Origin of the sequence: Actinomadura viridis, from assembly GCF_015751755.1 — a bacterium.
In the GTDB taxonomy this organism is placed as follows: domain Bacteria; phylum Actinomycetota; class Actinomycetes; order Streptosporangiales; family Streptosporangiaceae; genus Spirillospora; species Spirillospora viridis.
The window spans coordinates 4,905,101-4,922,533 of sequence record NZ_JADOUA010000001.1; the positions used below are offsets into that span (position 1 = coordinate 4,905,101).

Genomic DNA, 17,433 nt, shown 5'->3' on the forward strand with positions numbered 1-17,433 from the left:
GGGTCGCCGTCAGCCGTGCGCGGAACTCGCCAGGGTCGACGAATCGCGTTGGACGAGCGCATCCGCCCACTCGTCGGGGATCACCGGTCGCGCCGGCTCCAACTGGTCCTCGAAGTAGTCGCGGACCAGGTCGGCGGAGTGGTAGACGCGGAAGCGCCGGCGGTCACCCATGCCGACCCCCGGACAGGGGCGTCCCCCGGAGATTCCGGTATCGCTTCATTCCGCTCCCGTAAGCCGGGGAACGACCGATACCGTCCGCGGCGCAAGGCATCCTGACCGCGGTTCCTTTCAGTTCTCCGTCCCTAGCCGATACCGGCCACGGGTTAGCAGCAGCGCCCTTCCGGTGGTTCACCGGCGGCGAGACCAATACCGAACACGCCATGATGACAAGAACTCTCAGACGGCGCACTTGGCTTAGCCGTTCCGCCGATGCATCCCTGGATGGGCGGGCCCCGAGACCTTCGTCGTCACCGATGCCGTACAGCCGGCCGAGGCTTTGCGGAAGTCCGCGACTGGCCCCTGTCCCGGCTGCGGCGGGAGCGGGCCGTGCCCGGCCCGCTCCCGCCGCAGCCGGAGGTTCAGCCCTTGCGCAGCGCTGCGAAGAAGGTGCGCAGGTCGGCGGTCACCGCGTCGGGGACCTCGAGGGAGGCGAAGTGGCCGCCGGTGGGGAACTCGCTCCAGTGCACGATGGTGGTGTTGTCGCGTTCGGCGAGGGAACGGATGGTCTGGAAGTCGTCGGCGAAGACCGCGACGCCGGTCGGCGCGGTGTTGATGGCCGGTTCGGCGCCGGAGTGCGCCTCGGCGTAGTGGTAGCGGCCCGCGGTGGCCTGGGTGTTGGTGAGCCAGTACAGCGTGACCTGGGTGAGGATCTGGTCGCGGGTCACGAGGCTCGTGCCGTTGCCGAAGGAGTTGAACAGCTCGCTCCAGGCCAGCTGGCCGACCGGCGAGTCCGCGATGCCGACCGCGACGGTCTGCGGCCGGGAGGCGTTGATCGCGTTGTAGCCGCCGACCGACTGGAACCACTGCATGTGCTCCAGCGCCGCGTACTCCTTGGGCCCGAAGCCGTCGAACTCGGCCGGGTCGCCCGAAGGGAAGGAGAACAACTGCAGCACGTGCATGCCGAGGTAGCCGGGCGGCTTGAGCAGGCCGAGCTCCCTGGAGATCATGGCGCCGGCGTCGCTGCCGTGCGAGCCGTAGGTCTCGTAGCCGAGCCGGCGCATGAGGGCGTCGAAGGTGCGGGCGACCCGCGCCATCGTCCAGTCCCCGCCGGACAGCGGGGTGCTGAAGCCGAAGCCGGGGATCGAGGGGACGACCACCGAGAACGCTTCCTCGGCCCGTCCGCCGTGCGCGACGGGGTCGGTGAGCGGGCCGATCATGTCGAGGAAGTCCACGAACGAGCCGGGGTAGGTGTGGATGAGCAGCAGGGGCGTGGCGTCCGGCTCGGCGGAGGGCACGTGGATGAAGTGGACGTTCTGGCCGTCGATGTCGGTGAGGTGGTGCGGGAACTCGTTCATCCGCGCCTCCTGCTCCCGCCAGTCGAAGTCGTGGCGCCAGTGGTCGACGGTCTCGCGCAGGTAGCCGTTCGGCGTGCCGAGGTCCCAGTCGTCGACCGCGGCGGGGCGGGGCAGCCGGGTGTTGGCCAGTCGCCGGGCGAGGTCGTCGAGCTCGGTCTGGGCGATCTCCACGCGGAAGGGGCGGATCTCGGTGGAAGCGGACTTCGTCGTCGTCATGCCCTTACGGTAGGACCCATATAGGAAGACTTGATTCCTATTGGTGCGGCATCATGCAGACCATGCTGGAAACTTCGGCGAGGCTGCTCGCCCTGCTCTCGCTGCTGCAGTCGCGGCCGTCCTGGCCGGGCTCCGAACTGGCCGAACGCCTCGGCGTGAGCGGACGCACGATCCGCAACGACATCGCGCGGCTGCGCGAGCTCGGCTATCCGGTGGACGCCACGCGCGGCGCGACCGGTTCCTACACGCTCGGCGTCGGCACGAAGCTGCCGCCGCTGCTGCTGGACGACGAGGAGGCCGTCGCCATCGCGATCGGGCTGCGCGCCGGAACCGGCATCAGCGGCATCCAGGACAGCAGTGCCCGTGCCCTGGCCAAACTGGAGCAGGTGCTGCCGCACCGGCTGCGCCGCCAGGTGGCGGCGATCCACCAGTCCACCTCGCAGGGGCCGCACAACACCGGTTCCAACGTGGAGGACCCCGAGATCGACCCGGCGGTCCTGGCGCAGATCGCGACGGCCGTCCGCGACCGTGAATGGTTCCGCTTCGACTACACCACCGGGTCCGACGCGCAGGCGGGCGAGCTGCCTTCGGGCACGGCGGCGACGTCCGGGCACAAGCTCGTGGAGCCCTACCGGCTCGTCAGCTGGGCGCGCCGCTGGTACCTGGTCGGCCGCGATCCGCAGGACGGCGCCTGGGCGACGTTCCGGGTCGACTGGATCACCCCGCGCATGCCCACCCGCCGCGTGTTCACCCCGGTCCCGCTGCCCGGGCTCGACTACACGAGCTTCGTCCTGCGTGACGTCGCCTCGACGGGCTGGAAGGTGCACGCCCGCATCACCGTGTTCGCCTCCGCGCAGGAGGTGCTGTCGCGCATCAACGCCACCGTCGGCGTGGTCGAGTCGGTCAGCGACGAGCAGTGCGTGCTCGTGACGGGAGCCGACAGCCTTGAGACCATCGCGGTGTACATCGGCATGCTCGGACTCGACTTCGAGGTCACCGGACCGCCCGGTCTCATCGACCATCTCGCGGTCCTGGGCGAACGCTACCTACGCTCGATCGCCGACCGTGGGGGCGCCTGATCGAACGGCCGGCCGGGCGCCGTACGCGCCGGAGGTGGAAAGTCGTATCTGGACGGCCTCGACCGCTTCGCCGGCCTCCATGGAGAGCGTCGTACCGCCCGGTCGGACGGCGACCGCGCGTGCACGCCTGAGTCAGGCCGCGAACGCCTCCTCGATGACGTCCAGTCCCTCGTTCAGCAGGTGCTCGGGAATGACGAGCGGCGGCAGGAAACGCAGGACGTTCCCGTACGTCCCGGCGGTCAGGGCGAGCAGGCCGCGCGCGTGGCAGCGGCGGGCGATCTCGGCGGTGAGCTCGGGGTCGGGCTCCTTGGTCCCCGGCCGTACCAGCTCGATCGCGATCATCGCGCCGCGCCCGCGGACGTCCCCGATCGCGGGGAACCGCTCGGCCAGGGCGCGCAGCCGGGGCAGCATGATGTCCCCGATGCGGCGGGCGCGGCGGGCGAGGTCGTAGCGCTCGATCTCCTCCAGGACGGCGAGGGCCGCCTCGCAGGCGAGGGGGTTGCCGCCGTAGGTTCCGCCGAGGCCGCCGCCGTGCACCGCGTCCATGATCTCGGCGCGGCCGGTGACGGCGGCGAGCGGCAGCCCGCCCGCGATGCCCTTCGCGGTGGTGATCAGGTCGGGGACGATCCCCTCGTGCTCGCACGCGAACAGGTCACCGGTGCGGGCGAAACCGGTCTGGATCTCGTCGGCGATGAACAGGGCGCCGCTCGTCCGGCAGAACTCGGCGAGTGCGGGCAGGAAGCCCGGCGCGGGCTCGATGAACCCGCCCTCGCCCTGGATCGGCTCGGCCAGGACGGCGGCGAGGTTCTCCGGGCCGATCTGCTTGGTGATCTGGTCGATGACCTGCGCCGCCGCCTCCGGGCCGCAGTTCTCGGGCCCGGACGGCCAGCGGTAAGGGTAGGCGAGCGGCATCCGGTACACCTCGGGCGCGTAGGGCCCGAACCCATGCTTGTACGGCATGTTCTTCGCGGTGAGCGTCATCGTGAGCAGCGTCCGGCCGTGGTAGCCGTGGTCGAGCACCACCACGGCCTGCCGCCCGGTCGCGTACCGGGCGATCTTGACGGCGTTCTCCACGGCCTCGGCGCCGCTGCTGACCAGCATCGAGCGCTTCTCGTGGTCGCCGGGCGTGATCCGGTTGAGGTTCTCGCACACCGCGATGTACCCCTCGTAAGGGGCGACCATGAAGCACGTGTGGGTGAACCGCTCGACCTGCGCCTTCACCCGCTCGACCACGCGCGGGTTGGCGTTGCCGACGTTGGTCACGGCGATGCCCGAACCGAAGTCGATGAACGAGTTGCCGTCGGCGTCCACGACCACGCCGCCGTCGGCGTCGGTCACCTGGACGGGCAGGACGCTGCCGACGCCCGGCGGGACGGCGGCCTTGCGGCGCTCCTGGAGCGCCCGCGAGTTCGGTCCGGGAATGTCGGTGACGACGCGGCGTTCCTGCGGCAGGCGGGCGGCCACGGCCTCCGGGAGGGCACTGTCCTGGCTGGTCATGTGCCGAACCTAGGCGGGGCCCACGGCCGGCGCGACCGTACGGAACGGCGAATTCCGCCGTCCTGAAAAGACACCCCGTATGTTGACCGCGCGCCGGCGCGCTTTTGTCGCCGGGGCCGCGATACCCGAGAGGCCGCCCCGCTCGGGGGGAATCCCGCGCGTGGACCGCGGCCGAATCGCCGAGCGCCGCGAAATCAACCCTTGACGTGCGGCGGAGGGACTGCCTACGGTTCCGCTACTCAATATAGGACATTGTCCAATATAAATGGATCGAGGGTAAATGTCGTTCGAGGCGACGCAACGTGCGGTGCCCCCCGCCCCGGGACACGCGGCGCCCCGCCCCCCGGCGGCGGTCATGCATCCGCGGCGGCTGGCCGCGCTTCCGGCCAATCCGCTCAGCGCGACCCGGACCCTGATGGACCGGATGACCCGCGAGCACTGGGAGATCGACCTGCTGCGCGCGGACCTGACCCCCGAGGGGAACGGGACGCTCGTCTACCGGATCAACGCCGGCGGGCACGTGCTCTCGGCGGTCGCGTTCTCCACCGAGCCCCGCATGGTCAACCGGACCCCGCGGATCATCGGGTCGAGCTGGGACGTGCTCGGCGCGCTGATGGAGGGGGAGCCCGACGAGGAGCGCATCGAGCAGACCCGCCGCGAGATGCCCAAACTGTACGCGGGCCGCGCGGCCGACCGGACGCTGGTCTGGTTCCGCGCCAACCGCAGCCTGCGGGCGTTCGACGAGGTCCAGCAGGCCCTCGCGGCGGGCGAAGACCCCGACGAGGAGCGGCTGCTGGAGGCCGGCTACCTGCTCCGCAACACCGGCCTGGACGGCAACGGCACGTTCGGCACCGTCGACTTCAGCGCGTACGGCCCGGACCATCCGCTGGCGCTGCCGTACCACGCGCAGATGCTCTCGGCCTACATGATGCGGGAGATCTCGTTCGACCTCGTCGAGTCGCTGGCCCGGCTGCGGAACGCCGGCGCGGCCCGCCTGTCGCCGGAGCTGAAGCGGCGCGTCGCCGTCGGCAACGGCTCCGCCCTGGGCCTGGTGCTGTTCTTCATGAACCGCCCGCGCCTGGTGTCCCGGTGGATCGGGCTGTACGAGGAGAGCACGGCGCGCGTCCTGAGCCTGACCTGGCCGGCGGACGCGCCCGAACTCGACCTGTTCGACGATCTCCTCGGCCGCGTCATCGAGGCGAAGGAGGCGGACTCGACCCCGTACCGGCTGTTCCCGAGCGGCCCCCTGGTCGCCCAGGAGCTGCGGCACCTGCGGCGGGAGCTGCGGGCGCGGCGCGCCCGCGCCCGCGCCGAGGGCACGGGGCTCGCGCTCGGCGCCGTCGAGTCGGCCTGCTCGGCGGGTACCGGGCCCGAGGCGGTCGAGCTGTTCCGCTCCACCGCGCTGGAACTCGACCGCGGCGCCTGGGAGCCGCGGCTCGGCGAGCTGGTCGTGGACGAGTCGATGAGGCCGGATCCCACCTGGCCGGTGGCGCGGCTGCGGGACACGGTCCACGCCACGGTGCCCTGGACGGCGGACTACCCCCGCAACCGCGACGATCTCCGCAACCGCGTCTGGTACAAGTCGCGTGCGTCGGAGGAGCCCCGCTCCGGTCACAGGCGGGAGATCCCCGAGGACACCTACGACCTCGCGATCAACCCGGTGGAGGAGGTCGGCGCGCTGCTCGCCCTCCTGGACGGGGCGGACGACGGGCGGAACGTCGGCGACCTGCTGCTCGAACATCCCTCCGCCCTGCGCGCGACCGCCCTCGTGCAGAACCTCGCCGACAGCCCGTACGCGCTGGCCCGGGTCGACTACCGGGACGACGAGCTGGTCCCCGCGTACCTGATCCACGTCCTCAACGCGTTCTGCTTCGGCCTGGAGAAGACCCTGGACGTCCAGCGGCGCACGCTGCGCGGCCTGATCTTGGAGAACGCGCCCACCCGGGAGGCGCTGGGCGGGGCCGGCGAGCGCTTCTGGTGGGCCGGAGGCCGCCGGTGACCGGGACGAAGGTGCTCACCACCGCGCGCAAGATGCTGGAGATCGTCGACGCGGTCGGCTTCTCCACCGGCCCCGTCAGCGTCGCCGAGCTGGCCGACCGGTTCGGGTGGAGCCGGGGAGCGATGCACCAGTACCTGCACACCGCGAAGGAGGCGGGCTGGTTCGTCCAGGACGACGCGGGCCGCTACCACCTGAGCCACCACGTGTCGGTCCTGGCCCGGATGCGCTCCGCCCAGGCCGACATCGCCGAGATCCTCCAGCCGCGGATGCGCCAGCTCGCGGCCGACCTGGGCGAGGCGGTGTCGTTCGCCGTGCTGGACCAGGGCGGCCTGTTCATCGTGGAACGCGCCGAGCCGGTCGGCATCTACCAGCGGCAGAAGTTCCAGACGAGCATCTCCATCACCACCTCCGCCTCAGGCAAGGCGATCGTCGCGCACCTCTCGGAGCGCGAGCGCGACCGGCTGCGCGCCGGCGGCGTCGAGCTCGCTCCGGCGGAGGTCTACGCGGAGGTCGCCGACCGCGGCTTCGCGCTGGTGCGCAGCGACTGGCTGGGCAGCGACATCACCGCGGTGGCCGTCCCGCTGATGGTCCGCGGGCACTGCATGGGCGCGTTGAGCGTCATCGCCCCGGCGGTCCGGGTGGACGAGACGGTCGTGGCGGAGATGACCCGACGGCTGCTGGAGATGGCGCGCAACGCCTCCGGCGAGCTGATCGCCGAGGAAAGGACGCACGGATGAGACTCGACCTCGACCACGACACGCACGGGCTGGACCTGCGGCCCGACATCAGCGCCATCACCCCGCCCGAGTCGATGGCCGGGACGCTCACCGTCCACCGGCGCGAGATCCGGCTGGTCTGCGAGCGGCTGCTGATGGTGGCCGGCGTCCCGGCCGGGGCCTGCCCCGCCGCCCGCGACTTCGTGGTGGACTGCGTGGACCGGTTCGGCCGGGACGCGCTGGCCCGGCTCGCTGGAACGTTCCCGGGCGGCGCGGACCGTCCCGCCTGGGCGCCGCCGCGACGAACCGGCCCCCGCCGCATCGACGCGGGCGGGCGGAGCGCCCTGCTGGTGGGCGCCCCCGTGCTGGCGGGCGCGTTCGCGGACGGGCCCGGCGACCCGGTGACGGTGCACGGCCTGGCCGACGCCGACCTGCTCGAAGCCGGTTCGCTGTGGGCCGCGGCGCTCGGCCTCGGCTTGAGCGTGGCCGTCGAGGGCACGGACGCCCGGGTCGAGGTACTGCCCGCCGCGCCGCCGGCGCCGCCGTCGCTGATCGGCACCGGCATCGAGGTGCCCGCCGAGGTCTGGTGGCCCCTCTACTACGCCTCCAACGAGGCGCTCAGCATCGACACCGACCTGTCCCGGCTGCACACCGGGATGGCGCCGCCTCCGTCCGGAATCCTCTGACCCTCTCCCTCCCCGTAAAGGAGACGCCGTGTACATCGATGGACTCAACTGCTCGCGGATGACCCGCGACCAGTTGGTGACCCTGCGCCGGGCGCGCATCGACGCGGTCACCACGACCTGCGGTTTCTGGGAGGACGCGACGGAGTCGCTGGACGCGATCGCCTCCTGGCGGTACTTCGCCGAGGACAACGCCGACCTCGTCGGGATCGCCCGCACCGCCGGGGACGTCCGGCGGCTGGCGGCCGAGGGACGCACCGCCCTGATCCTGGGGTTCCAGAACTCCTCGATGCTCCAGGGACGGCTATCCTACGTCGACTTCTTCGCCGAGATCGGCGTCCGCGTCGTCCAGCTCACCTACAACATCCAGAACGACATCGGCGGTAGCTGCTACGAGCCGGTCGACTCCGGCCTCACGCGGTTCGGGCACGAGGTCGTCGAGCGGATGAACCGCGTGGGGATGGTCGTCGACCTGTCCCACGTGGGCAACCGCACCACCCTGGACGCGATCCACGCCTCCGGACGTCCGGTCGCGATCACCCACGCCAACTGCTCCGACATCACCGAGCACCCCCGCAACAAGCCCCGCGAGGTGCTGGAGGCCCTGGCCGAGCGCGGCGGCGTCATCGGCGTGACGACCTACCACAACCTGACCCGCGGCTTCATCGACACGCCCGAGGCGTGGTCGGAGATGGTCGCGCGGACGGTCGACATCGCGGGCGCCGCGCACGTCGGCATCGGTACCGACGCGAACGTCGGCGGCACCGACGAGTACCGGGCCTGGATGCGCAGCGGCCGCTGGAGCCGGCGCCCCCAGGAGGGAGCGGGCCTAGCCACCGGCGCGGCGAGCAGCGGACCGCCCTCGTGGTTCCGCGGCCCCGGCGACTTCCCCGTCCTGGACGAGGCGCTGCGGGCGCGCGGGTTCTCCGCCGACGAGGTCAGGGGCCTCATGGGCGGCAACTGGCTGCGGTTCTACGACGAGGTGCTCGGCGTGCCGGAACCCGCCGGTTCCGGCGTCGGCGAACTCGCGCTCGCGAGCGGAGGGCAGTGAGATGGGCATCGCCGAAACGGGCGCCGAGCCCCGGACCGGGGCGGCCGTCGCCGTCCGCGACGCCGCCATGACGTACCGGCGGGGACGCACCGCCGTCGACGCGCTCTCCCCGACCACGCTGGACGTCCGGCCGGGCGAGTTCGTCTCCCTCATCGGCCCCAGCGGCTGCGGCAAGAGCACCCTGCTGAAGATCATCGCCGGTCTGCTGGCGGCCACCGGCGGCAGCGTCGAGATCGACGGGCGCACGGTGACCGAGCCCCCTCCGGGGGTGAGCGTCGCCTTCCAGAAGCCGACGCTGCTGTCCTGGCGGACGATCCGGCAGAACATCCTGCTCCCGGTGGAACTGCGCGGCGGGGAGCGGACGGCCGCCGGCCGCCGGGCCGACGAGTTGCTGGCCACGATGCGGCTGACGGACTTCGCCGGCAGTCTCCCGCGCGAGCTGTCGGGAGGCATGGAGCAGCGCGCCGCGATCGCCCGCTCCCTCATCGACGGCCCGCGGCTTCTCCTGATGGACGAGCCGTTCGGCGCGCTGGACGAGTTCACGCGCGAGGACCTCAACGACGAGCTGCTGCGGGTCTGGCACGACGAGCCCAAGACCGTCCTGTTCGTCACGCACAGCATCAGCGAGGCGGTCTACCTGTCCGACCGGATCGTCGTCATGCGGGCCAGGCCCGGCGGCATCCACGAGGTGATCGACATCGACCTCCCCCGACCACGACGGCGCGAGGCGCGCGGGACCGCGGAGTTCTTCGAGGCCACGCAGCGCGTCCGGGCCTCTCTCGAGCAGGTGAAGAGCCAGTGACCGCACCGCAGACCCCCACCGCCCCCGCCGCGCCGACCGGGACGCGGCCCGTGCGGCCCGTGCCCGGCCGGGCGCGGCCGCTCGGCAACGTCAACGTCCAGGCCGGCGTCCTCGGCGTCGCGATCCTGGCCGGCACCCTGCTGCTGTGGTACCTGGCGGCGGAACACGAATGGGTGTCGCCGCTGCTCATCGCGCCGCCCCAGGAGGTGTTCGCTTCGCTGGGCGACATGGTCGCCTCCGGCGCTCTGTGGCCGAACGTCTACGCCACGGCCTTCGAGACGGTGGTCGGGCTGGCGTGCGCCGCGGTGCTGGCGTTCGTGCTCGCGGTCGCCTTCACCTTCTCCGAAGCCGTCCACAAGGCCGTCTACCCCTACCTGGTGGTGATCCAGACCTTCCCCAAGGTGGCCATCGCCCCGATGGTCATCGCGGGCTTCGGGTACGGCCTGGCGCCCAAGGCGTTCCTGGCGGCGCTGCTCGCCTTCTTCCCGCTGCTGGTCAACGCGATGGTGGGGCTGGCCAGTGTCGGCGAGGACCAGTACAACCTGTTCCGGTCGGTACGGGCGGGCCGCTGGCAGATCCTGTTCAAGCTGCGGATCCCGCACGCGGTCTCCTACATCCTCCCCGCGCTGAACACCGCCGCCGTCCTCGCGCTGATCGGCGCGATCGTGGCCGAGTTCGTCTCGGCGCGGGAGGGCCTGGGCTTCGCCATCCAGGCGGCCACCCAGAACGGGTCGATCGCCGCGACCTACGCGCTGCTGATCGTCATGGGCTTCTTCGGGGTCGCCATCTGGCTGACCATGGCGGTGCTCAACCGGCTCCTGGCCAGGTACCGCGCGTGACCCCGACGAGAAGAGGACGACCCGCCATGAGAAAAGCGTGCGCGCTCCTGACCACGGCCGTGACGCTCACGGCGGCCACCGCGTGCGGCGCCGGCGACGGACGGACCGAACTCACCTTCGCCGTCGCCGACCAGACGCTGAGCGCGGCCACCGCCTCGTACGCCACGGTCCCGGAGACCATGGGGTACTTCGCGGACGAGGGCCTGAAGGTGGAGATGCAGCCGGTGAAGAACGCGGTCGCGGCCATCCAGGCCGTCGCCAACGAGCGCGCCACCTGCACGTACGGCTCGACCGCCAACGCCGTCACCGCCATCGGCCAGGACCCCGGCCTGGTCATCGTCGGCACCGTCAACGGCAACATCTTCCGCACGGTCGCCCCGGCCGCGTCCGGGCTCCGGACGGCGGCGGACCTGGCCGGCAAGACCGTCGGGGTGAACGTGCGCGGCGGCGTCAACGAGATGCTGGTGACCGGGGCGACCAGGTCGCTGCCCCGTCCCGTCCGCGCGGACGACATCCTCGCCGTCGGCTACGGGGCGCAGGCCGCCCAGGCGCTCCAGCGCGGCGACATCGACGCCTACTCCGGCTACGACAGCTCCAACCTGATCGTCGGGGAGCTGCTCGGCGAGGAACTGGTCGAGATCGAGTCGCGGACGGACGACCTGACCGGGACCTCGGCCCTGGTCTGCCGGAAGCGCGACGTCCAGAAGCGCCCGGAGGCGATCGGCGGCCTGTTCCGGGCGTTCTTCAAGGGCATGATCTTCTCGCAGGAAAACCCGCGCGCCGCCATCAAGATGCACTGGGAGCACTTCCCGGCGTCCAAGCTGGCGGGCGGGAAGGAGGCCGACCTCGCCACCGCGACGAGGATCCTCGCGAAACGGCTGCAGATCTCGGCCGGACCGGGCTCCGCGGGCGAGTACGGCCTGCAGAAGGACGAGGACCTGCAGAAGACCCTCGACACCTACGTCGAGTACGGAGTCATCAAGGGCAAGCCCGGCGCCGTGACCGTCCGGGCTCTGACCGACTACTCGCTCGTCCCTGCCTTCAACGACTTCGACCCGGCCCAGCCGCAGCGCGAAGCCCGCGCCTGGTCGGGGTGACGGACACCGCGGGCACGAGGCGCCCGCCCGCGATGCCGTGACCACGGTGCCGCGGGCGGGCACCCGGCGCGTCAGGCCCGTCCCGGGTCGAGGACGGCGCGCAGCACGTCCAGGGCCCGTTCCCGGTGGTCGTCGAGTTCGCGGACGAGCCGGTCGGCGTCCCGGTCACGGATCGCCTCGATGATCCGGTCGTGGGCGTCCACCGACGCCGCGCGCTCCTCGGGCAGGTTGTAGTACATGGCCCGGTACACCTCGGTGGAGTCCCACAGCAGCCGGATCAGCCGCAGGACGTGCGGCTGACCCGGCGTCTCCATGACCGCGAAGTGGAACACGCGGTTGGCGGCCAGCTCGGCGGCGACGTCCCCGGCCGCGGCGGCCTCCGCGCAGGTGCGGGCGGCCTCGTCGATGCGCCGCAGCGCGGAGTCGTCCAGCATCGGCAGGGCGTGCCGGGCCGCGCGCTCCTCCAGGATCCGACGCAGCTCATAGATCTCGCTGAGGTCCTCGTACTGGAGCTCGGTGACGAAGTAGCCGCGCCGGGGACGGTAGGTGAGCTGCCCCTCCTGCGCCAGGACGCGCAGCGCCTCCCGCACCGGCGCGACGCTCAGCCCGACCCGCGCGGCGATGTCCTCCTGGTTGACCCGCTGCCCGGGGCGCAGCTCGCCCGACACGATGAGACGGCGCAGGGCGCCGACGGCGTGCTGCTGGGCCGTGGGAACCGAGGCGGGAGCGTCGGCGCGGGTATCGTTCACCGGCCCGAGCATAGCCGTGCCCCGGCCGCGTCAGCGGAACGCCTGGACGCCCGTCAGCGCGCCGCCGATCACCAGCGCGTGGACGTCCGCGGTGCCCTCGTACGTGACGACGGATTCGAGGTTGTTCATGTGGCGGATGACCGGATACTCCAGCGAGATCCCATTGGCGCCGAGCATCTGCCGCGCGGTGCGGGCGACGTCCAGCGCGGCGTTGACGTTGCCGAGCTTGCCCATGCTGATCTGCTCGGGACGCAGCCGGCCCGCGTCCTTCAGCCGGCCGAGGTGCAGCGCCAGGAGGGTGGAGCGATTGACCTCCAGCGCCATGTGCGCGAGCTTCTGCTGCTGGATCTGGGTCCCCGCGATCGGCCTTCCGAACGCGATGCGCTCCTTGGCGTAGCTCAGCGCGGCCTCGAAGCAGGCGCGGGCGGCGCCGGCGGCGCCCCAGACGATCCCGTAGCGGGCCTCGTTCAGGCAGGACAGCGGGCCGCGCAGCGACGACACCTCGGGCAGGACCGCGTCGGCCGGGAGCCGGACGCCGTCCAGCACCAGCTCGGAGGTCACCGACGCGCGCAGCGACAGCTTCTTGTGGATCTCCGGCGCGGTGAAGCCCGGCGTGCCGGCCGGGACGACGAAGCCGCGAACGCCCTCGTCGGTGCGGGCCCACACCACGGCCACGTCCGCGATCGTCCCGTTGGTGATCCACATCTTGCGGCCGTCGAGGATCCAGTCGTCGCCGTCCCGGCGGGCCCGGGTCCGCATCGCGCCCGGGTCGGAGCCCGCGTCCGGCTCGGTCAGCCCGAAGCAGCCGATCGTCTCCCCGGCGGCCATGCCGGGCAGCCAGCGCCGCTTCTGCTCCTCCGAGCCCCAGCGCCAGATCGCGAACATCGCGAGCGAGCCCTGCACCGAGACCATGCTGCGCACCCCGCTGTCCCCGGCCTCCAGCTCCATGCAGGCCAGGCCGTAGGCGGTCGCGCTGGTCCCCGCGCAGCCGTACCCCTCCAGGTGCATGCCGAGGACGCCCAGCCCGCCCAGCTCCCGGGGAAGCTCCCGGGGGATCGTGGCCCGCTCGAACCAGTCGCCGGCGTGCGGGACGATCCGGTCGGTCACGAACGACCGGACGGTGTCGCGGATGTCGCGCTCCTCGTCCGACAGGAGCCCATCGAGGTCCAGGAAGTCCTCGGGGCGCAGCTCGGCGTGATCCCGCGTGCTCGTCATGGCGGTCACCTCTCCTTGCGGATATATCTTCGAAAATCTAGACTCGATAATCGCATACCCGCCCCGAGCCGACAAAGAGCCCCCTATGACTCAAGCCCTGGACGGTCTCCGCATCGTCGACTTCTCCCGTGTGCTCGCCGGACCGCTGGCGACGATGGTCCTCGCCGACCTGGGCGCCGCGGTGACCAAGATCGAGCGCCCGGACGGCGGCGACGACACCCGCGCGTGGGGCCCGCCCTACGCCGGCGGCCTGGCGACCTACTTCCAGGCCGCGAACCGCAACAAGGACAGCGTCGTCCTCGACCTGCGCACCGTGGACGGCGCCGCCCGCGCCCGCGAACTCGCCGCGGCCGCCGACGTCGTCGTGGAGAACTTCCGCCCCGGGGTCATGGACCGCCTCGGCCTCGGCCACGCCGAGCTCAGCGCCGCCTCCCCCGGCCTCGTCTACTGCTCGATCACCGGCTTCGGGTCGGGCGCCGGGGCCGCGCTGCCCGGCTACGACCTGCTGATCCAGGCGCTCGGCGGCCTCATGAGCATCACCGGGGAGCCGGACGGCGAGCCGCAGAAGGTCGGCGTCGCCCTGGTGGACGTCATCAGCGGGCTCTTCGCGAGCGTGGGCATCCTCGCGGCGCTGCGGCACCGCGAGCGCACCGGCGAGGGGCAGCGGGTCGAGATCGACCTGCTCTCGTGCCTGCTGGCCGCCCTCGCCAACCAGGGCTCGGCGTACACCCTGGCGGGACGGGTCGGCGGCCGGATGGGCAACGCCCACCCGAGCATCGCGCCGTACGAGCCGCTGCCCACCGGCGACGGCGACCTCGTCCTGGCCGTCGGGAACGACCGCCAGTTCGGCGCGCTCACCCGCGTCGTCGGCCGTCCCGAACTGGCCGAGGACGCGCGCTTCGCCGTCAACGAGGCCCGGGTCGCCAACCGGGGCGAACTGCGCCGCCTCCTGGTGGACGCCCTGGCCGCCAAGCCCGCGGCCGACTGGGTCCCCGCCCTGTCGGCGGCCGGGGTCCCCGCCGGTCGGGTCAACGACATCGCCGGGGCGTTCGCGCTCGCCGAGTCGCTCGGGCTGGATCCGATCGTCGAGGTCCCCCGGCCGGACGGGACGGCGGCGCGCCTGACGCGCAACCCGATCGGGCTGTCGGCGACCCCGCCCACCTACCGCTCGGCGCCGCCCGCACTGGACGAGCGGCCCTCCGAAGCGAACGGCTGACGAGGACGGAGCGCGGGGGCCGGCCCCGGCGGCTTCAGCCGACCGGGATCTCGATGTCCAGCAGGGGCGCGCGCACGAAGCGGACCCACGGTTCAGCGCGTGCGCCACGGCCACCGGCTCACCCCGTAGCAGCAGAAGCGGGGGACGCGGCCCTGACCGCTGGGCTCGGTCAAAGGATGTATCTGGCGGCGTTCAGCGTGGTGTTGAGCTGGCCGTAGATGAGCTGGTGCGCGGCGGCCCCAGGAAGGGCTCGGCAGCGGCGGCGAGCTGCTGAAGGTATGGCAGGGGCAGTTCCGGGTCTTGCAGGGCGAGGTAGCGCACGTCCGGGCTTGGCTCGTCGACGAACGTGCGCAGCACGTCGCGAGGGAAGTGGGCGTGGTCGACGAGTAGCGGTCGGATGTGCGCTACCTCGCCGTGGGCGCGGACCAGTCTTTCCAGGACCTCTGGTGGTGTGCCCGGCCGCCGGGCGGCAGCACGGCGGACTACGAGTTCCGGGTCGTTGTCCAGTCGAGGCCATGCCTCTTCAGGCAGGTCGTGGCAGGTGGCCAGTACGCGCCGAAATGTTGTGTAGCGGCAGTCCAGGTAGGTCATCCGCTCATCGAGAGGCGCTTCGCGCAGCCAGTCCGGTTCGGCGAAGCTCCAGCTCAGAGCCACTTCCGCCTCGATGCTTCCCTGCGCGCGTTCGGCTTCTACGAGCGCATGGAGTCGGTCCCGGGTTTCGGCGTCCACATGCCGACTCTGCGCAGCCGCGACCCGCACGAGTGGGTCGTCGATGCCCAGGAGCTGGGCAACCATCTCTGCCGATAGATGAGGGTTACCGGCGACAGCCTGATGGAGTTCCGCTTCCTCGTGCCGCATGAGCTGCGCAAACTGCTCCGATGTGAGTGGGACATAGCGCGCCACGTTAATGCGCACTGCAGGGTCGGCAAGGCAACGCTCCCTCCACTCGGGCGGGACGCCCGGATTCCTGCGCTCGGTGGCGGCTGCACGGACCTGCGGATCCGGGGCAGCGAGTAGTTCCACTTGCACGGCGAGAGGCCGGTCGTACCAGGCTCACGCGACCGCGGCACGCAGGCTCGGATTCGGCGAAGGATGGACTGGCCGAGGACCAGTCCGATGAGCACGATGACCGGGGCCGCAGTCGAGGCACTGCGCCAGGCGTCGTCGCGGAGTTCGCTCTTGACCAGGTGGGCGACCGCGGAGTTCCGCCGCACGGGCAGCAGTCGCGCCAGCGCGGGGACGAGACGTGGCGCGAAGCAGGCGAAGGAGAGCACCGCGCACACCGAGACGCACATGGCCATGGCCTGTCCACCCGCGGGCCCGCCGAGGGGTGCCAGAACCGTGAGCAGGAGGGCGGCCAGGCCGAAGCCGCCGCCCGCGGTCCGGCGAAGGCGGCCGAGGGAGCGGAGTGACGGCGCGTCAGCGCCGAGTGCTTCGAGCGGCCTTACGCGAACCGCACGGCGGGAGGCGGCGAGGACGCCCAGGATGGCCAGGAGCATGCCGGTGGCGGCGGACACGGCGAGGATCCAGTGCCGCCAGGGCGCGGCGAAGCCGGCGGGGACGAGGTGCGCGTCGTGCAGCATCCAGGCCTGGACCTGCGCGGTGAGGAGTCCCAGGGGAACGCCGCCGAGTGCGCCGAGGCCTCCGAGGACCGCGGCTTCGCCGAGCAGGAGGTTGCGCACTTGGCCCGTGGAGGCTCCGTTGAGGCGGAGCAGGGCGAGATCGCGGCGGCGTTGTGCGACGGTGAACGCGAAAGTCGATGACGAAGACGGCGAGGAAGGCGGTGCAGGCGAGGGTCACGGACACGACGGTGACCGCCGCGATCCGTCGCTCGTCGAACTCCATGCCCTGGAAGGCGGTGAGGTCGGCGGGCGGGGACAGTCCTGCGGCGGCCAGCAGGAGCAGCAGCGAGGACTGGACGAGCGCCGCACCCAGGCAGGTGGCGATCAGTGCTCCGGCGAACAGCGCCGGGCGGTCCTTGAGGGTCGATCGGCTCAGGCTCCACATGGCGACGCCTCCAAGGTGAGAAGCCGGTCGGCGATGGCGCGGGCGTCCGCGCCATCGGCGCGTCCCGTGAACGCGCCGTCGCGCAGGAAGACGGTGGCGTCGGCGTGGGCGGCGGCGGCCGGGTCGTGGGTGACCATGACGATGGTCTGGCCTCGGTCGGCGAGGTCGCGCAGCAGATCGAGGACGCCCGCGGCGGAGGTGGAGTCCAGGGCGCCGGTCGGCTCGTCGGCGAACAGCACGCTGGGCCGGGTGACGATGGCGCGGGCGATGGCCACGCGCTGCTGCTGGCCTCCGGAAAGCTGGCGGGGGCGATGCCCCGTCCTGCCGGACAGGCCCACCTCGTCCAGGGCGCGCCGCACGTCGGCGGGCGTCCAGGGCGCGCGGGCCAGCTTCAGCGGTAGTGCGACGTTCTCCTCGGCGGTCAGGGACCCGAGGAGGTTGTAGCTCTGGAACACGAAGCCGATGCGGCCGCGGCGCAGCGCGGTGAGGTCCGCGTCGCTCGCGTGGGTGATGTCGGTCCCGTCCACCAGGACGCGGCCGGAGTCGACGCGTTCCAGGCCTGCGGCGCAGTGCAGCAGGGTGGACTTGCCCGATCCGGACGGGCCCATGACGGCGGTCCACGTGCCGGGGCCGAAGTCGATGCTCACCCCGTTCAGGGCGTGGACGGCGGCGTCGCCGTGCCCGTAGGTGCGAGTGACGTCCTTCAGGGAGATCGCGGGTGAGGGCAGGGGGCCGGGCTGCGGGGTCGAGGTT

16 protein-coding genes and 1 pseudogene are annotated in these 17,433 nt (G+C 72.0%); 9 read left to right on the top strand and 8 right to left on the bottom strand.

Annotated elements, in window-relative coordinates:
- Positions 1-9 precede the first annotated feature (9 nt).
- Both IW256_RS22630 and IW256_RS22635 read right to left on the bottom strand, forming a co-directional pair.
- Positions 10-171: a hypothetical protein gene (locus tag IW256_RS22630; RefSeq protein ID WP_197012888.1), complete on the bottom strand. Its 162-nt coding sequence runs from the start codon at positions 169-171 to the stop codon at positions 10-12.
- Positions 172-578: 407 nt separating this feature from the next.
- Positions 579-1,730 (bottom strand): epoxide hydrolase family protein, encoded by a 1,152-nt coding sequence (locus IW256_RS22635; RefSeq protein ID WP_197012889.1) that lies wholly within the window; start codon positions 1,728-1,730, stop codon positions 579-581.
- Between the two features lie 62 nt (positions 1,731-1,792).
- On the opposite strand from IW256_RS22635, the gene IW256_RS22640 reads away from it, so the two are divergent.
- Entirely contained in the window at positions 1,793-2,809 is a 1,017-nt protein-coding gene (locus IW256_RS22640) for a helix-turn-helix transcriptional regulator (protein WP_197012890.1), read from the top strand.
- 132 nt (positions 2,810-2,941) lie between these two features.
- On the opposite strand, the gene gabT is transcribed toward IW256_RS22640, so the two are convergent.
- Complete coding sequence (gene gabT / locus IW256_RS22645; RefSeq protein WP_197012891.1) at positions 2,942-4,306, bottom strand: 4-aminobutyrate--2-oxoglutarate transaminase; 1,365 nt, start codon at positions 4,304-4,306, stop codon at positions 2,942-2,944.
- 280 nt (positions 4,307-4,586) lie between these two features.
- On the opposite strand from gabT, the gene IW256_RS22650 reads away from it, so the two are divergent.
- The 7 genes from IW256_RS22650 to IW256_RS22680 are packed head-to-tail and all read left to right on the top strand — an operon-like array spanning position 4,587 to position 11,493.
- Positions 4,587-6,305 carry a hypothetical protein gene (locus tag IW256_RS22650; RefSeq protein ID WP_197012892.1) on the top strand — a complete coding sequence of 573 codons (1,719 nt, stop codon included), beginning with the start codon at positions 4,587-4,589 and terminating at the stop codon, positions 6,303-6,305.
- Positions 6,302-7,042 (top strand): IclR family transcriptional regulator, encoded by a 741-nt coding sequence (locus tag IW256_RS22655; RefSeq protein WP_197012893.1) that lies wholly within the window; start codon positions 6,302-6,304, stop codon positions 7,040-7,042. The genes IW256_RS22650 and IW256_RS22655 overlap by 4 nt, the downstream gene beginning before the upstream one ends.
- On the top strand, positions 7,039-7,707 hold the full coding sequence (locus IW256_RS22660; RefSeq protein WP_197012894.1) for a hypothetical protein: 669 nt from the start codon (positions 7,039-7,041) through the stop codon (positions 7,705-7,707). Before IW256_RS22655 ends, IW256_RS22660 begins: the two co-directional genes overlap by 4 nt.
- A gap of 28 nt (positions 7,708-7,735) precedes the next feature.
- Entirely contained in the window at positions 7,736-8,755 is a 1,020-nt protein-coding gene (locus IW256_RS22665) for a dipeptidase (protein ID WP_197012895.1), read from the top strand.
- 1 nt (position 8,756) lies between these two features.
- Positions 8,757-9,557, top strand: coding sequence for an ABC transporter ATP-binding protein (locus tag IW256_RS22670; RefSeq protein WP_197012896.1), 801 nt, complete (start codon positions 8,757-8,759; stop codon positions 9,555-9,557).
- Positions 9,554-10,396, top strand: coding sequence for an ABC transporter permease (locus tag IW256_RS22675; RefSeq protein WP_197012897.1), 843 nt, complete (start codon positions 9,554-9,556; stop codon positions 10,394-10,396). Before IW256_RS22670 ends, IW256_RS22675 begins: the two co-directional genes overlap by 4 nt.
- A gap of 26 nt (positions 10,397-10,422) precedes the next feature.
- Positions 10,423-11,493 (top strand): ABC transporter substrate-binding protein, encoded by a 1,071-nt coding sequence (locus IW256_RS22680; RefSeq protein ID WP_197012898.1) that lies wholly within the window; start codon positions 10,423-10,425, stop codon positions 11,491-11,493.
- Between the two features lie 71 nt (positions 11,494-11,564).
- Here the strand turns inward: IW256_RS22680 and IW256_RS22685 are convergent, their stop codons facing one another.
- Together IW256_RS22685 and IW256_RS22690 are read right to left on the bottom strand one after the other, a co-directional pair.
- Positions 11,565-12,242 carry a GntR family transcriptional regulator gene (locus IW256_RS22685; protein ID WP_197012899.1) on the bottom strand — a complete coding sequence of 226 codons (678 nt, stop codon included), beginning with the start codon at positions 12,240-12,242 and terminating at the stop codon, positions 11,565-11,567.
- Between the two features lie 30 nt (positions 12,243-12,272).
- Positions 12,273-13,457 carry an acyl-CoA dehydrogenase family protein gene (locus tag IW256_RS22690; protein WP_197012900.1) on the bottom strand — a complete coding sequence of 395 codons (1,185 nt, stop codon included), beginning with the start codon at positions 13,455-13,457 and terminating at the stop codon, positions 12,273-12,275.
- 85 nt (positions 13,458-13,542) lie between these two features.
- Between IW256_RS22690 and IW256_RS22695 the strand changes: the two genes are divergently transcribed.
- Entirely contained in the window at positions 13,543-14,673 is a 1,131-nt protein-coding gene (locus tag IW256_RS22695; protein ID WP_197012901.1) for a CaiB/BaiF CoA transferase family protein, read from the top strand.
- A gap of 192 nt (positions 14,674-14,865) precedes the next feature.
- On the opposite strand, the gene IW256_RS41370 is transcribed toward IW256_RS22695, so the two are convergent.
- The 3 genes and pseudogenes from IW256_RS41370 to IW256_RS22705 form a co-directional block, all read right to left on the bottom strand.
- Positions 14,866-15,531, bottom strand: a complete 666-nt coding sequence (locus IW256_RS41370; RefSeq protein WP_231403890.1) for a hypothetical protein — start codon at positions 15,529-15,531, stop codon at positions 14,866-14,868.
- A gap of 650 nt (positions 15,532-16,181) precedes the next feature.
- A pseudogene (locus IW256_RS43150) lies at positions 16,182-16,388 on the bottom strand (FtsX-like permease family protein); the annotation flags it as partial.
- A 279-nt stretch (positions 16,389-16,667) separates the two neighbouring features.
- Positions 16,668-17,408, bottom strand: coding sequence for an ABC transporter ATP-binding protein (locus tag IW256_RS22705; protein ID WP_197016481.1), 741 nt, complete (start codon positions 17,406-17,408; stop codon positions 16,668-16,670).
- Between the last annotated feature and the right edge of the window lie 25 nt (positions 17,409-17,433).